Source organism: Streptomyces sp. NPDC002276, assembly GCF_053891435.1.
Window position 1 is genome coordinate 1 of record NZ_JBSFCQ010000066.1, and the last position, 1,509, is coordinate 1,509.

Consider the following 1,509-nt stretch of genomic DNA (forward strand, 5'->3'; position numbering starts at 1 on the left):
CATCACACCTCTTCCAGCAAGTGCACGAAGTCCGTCCATGCGGCAGAGGCGACGGCAAATCGCGGACCCTCGGTGTTCTTCGAGTCACGGATGTGGACGACGCGGGGCGCTATCGCGATCTCGACGCAGGAGTCGCCCTCTGGACCGTCGCTGTAACTGCTCTTGAACCACGCCAGTTCACGTGCCGTCACGCTTCTCCCAACTGGCGCACGAAACCCGTCCACGCGGCCGACGTGACCGTGAATCGAGGCCCGTCCACATTCTTGGAGTCACGGATGTGGACGACGCGGGGCGCTATCGCGATCTCGACGCAGGAGTCGCCGTCAGGGCCGTCGCTGTAGCTGCTCTTGAACCAGGCCAGTTCGGGCTCGCGGATCATGTCTCTCCCAGCAGTTGCTCGATGAACGCCAGCGACTCCCACGGTCGGCGAGCCTGCGCCCGGATGGTGCCATACCGCAGCTCAAGGATGCGAAGCTGCCTCGGATCCGAGGTCGGACGACCGCTGAACGCGCCGTCGGAACGCCCCACCGCCGAACCGTCCTCGAACTTCAGTACTTCGATCCTGCCACTCATGCCGGGGTGGGCGGCACTGGCCGTCGGCATCACCTGAAGCGTGACGTTGTTCAACTGCCCCACCTCCAGCAGTCGTTCGAACTGCTGTCGCCGCACCATTGTGCCTCCAACCTTGCGGCGCAGAGTCGCCTCTTCCAGGACGAAGCTGAGTGCTGGGGCGGGCGACCGGTCGAACACACTGCGCCGGGCCATGCGGGCGGCCACCCGGCGTTCCAAGTCCTCCGGCAGATAGGCGGGTTGCCACGATTCCAGCAAGGCTCGCGCGTGCTCGGGCGTCTGCAACAAACCGGGGATGCTGCTGCACACATACACCCCGATCTCCACCGCACGCCCTTCGATCTCCGCCAAGTCCCGCACCTTCTTCGGGTACCGGACCTTCTCCACGTCCTCCTTCATCGCCGAGATCAGCCCACGCGCATCCAACTTCTCCTCGGACTTGTCCAGATACTCAGGCCGGGGAATCCGCTTCCCCGCCTCGATCTTGTAGACCAGGTCCTCGCTGTACCCGACCGCCACCGCGAAGTCTGCGACCCGCATCCCCACCGCCTCGCGCCGCAGCCTCAACTGCCGCCCCACCGTCGCGAGGACGGCCAACCCCCACTCGTCGTCGGGGTCCACCTCCCAACCCGGCTCGTCCGCCTCCGTCTTGAGCTGTGCCTCGCCCGCGTCCAACGACATCTCGCGCCCCTCCTGATCCGTACGACCGTGCCGCGACGCCCCTACCCGCGCGGCCCGTCTCGACAGCTTGGACACGACCGGACAACGCGTGGACAGTCACCGTACGCAACGGCCATGTCACTGTTCACGGTATGCACGCGCGGCCACGCTGAGTGACGTGATTCAGGGAACCTCCACCCCCGAAACCCAACCCACCTACTCCACGCGCAACTTCAGCGTGCAGCTGTCCTCCACCCCACGAGGCGCCCGCCTGGCCCG

At 66.0% G+C, this 1,509-nt stretch carries 3 protein-coding genes; all 3 read right to left on the reverse strand.

From position 1 onward, the window contains the following. Positions 1-2 precede the first annotated feature (2 nt). Genes ACWIHT_RS47205 through ACWIHT_RS47215 form a run of 3 tightly spaced genes read right to left on the reverse strand, consistent with a single transcriptional unit; the run spans position 3 to position 1,251 of the window. Positions 3-191, reverse strand: coding sequence for a DUF397 domain-containing protein (locus tag ACWIHT_RS47205; RefSeq protein ID WP_456174829.1), 189 nt, complete (start codon positions 189-191; stop codon positions 3-5). After that, positions 188-379, reverse strand: a complete 192-nt coding sequence (locus ACWIHT_RS47210; protein ID WP_456174830.1) for a DUF397 domain-containing protein — start codon at positions 377-379, stop codon at positions 188-190. Before ACWIHT_RS47210 ends, ACWIHT_RS47205 begins: the two co-directional genes overlap by 4 nt. Further along, on the reverse strand, positions 376-1,251 hold the full coding sequence (locus tag ACWIHT_RS47215) for a helix-turn-helix domain-containing protein (protein ID WP_456174831.1): 876 nt from the start codon (positions 1,249-1,251) through the stop codon (positions 376-378). The genes ACWIHT_RS47210 and ACWIHT_RS47215 overlap by 4 nt, the downstream gene beginning before the upstream one ends. Between the last annotated feature and the right edge of the window lie 258 nt (positions 1,252-1,509).

Coding starts and splice junctions, on each gene's coding strand:
- ACWIHT_RS47210 (WP_456174830.1), bottom strand. CDS start 379: ATGATCCGCGAGCCCGAACTGGCCTGGTTCAAGAGCAGCTACAGCGAC.
- ACWIHT_RS47215 (WP_456174831.1), bottom strand. CDS start 1,251: ATGTCGTTGGACGCGGGCGAGGCACAGCTCAAGACGGAGGCGGACGAG.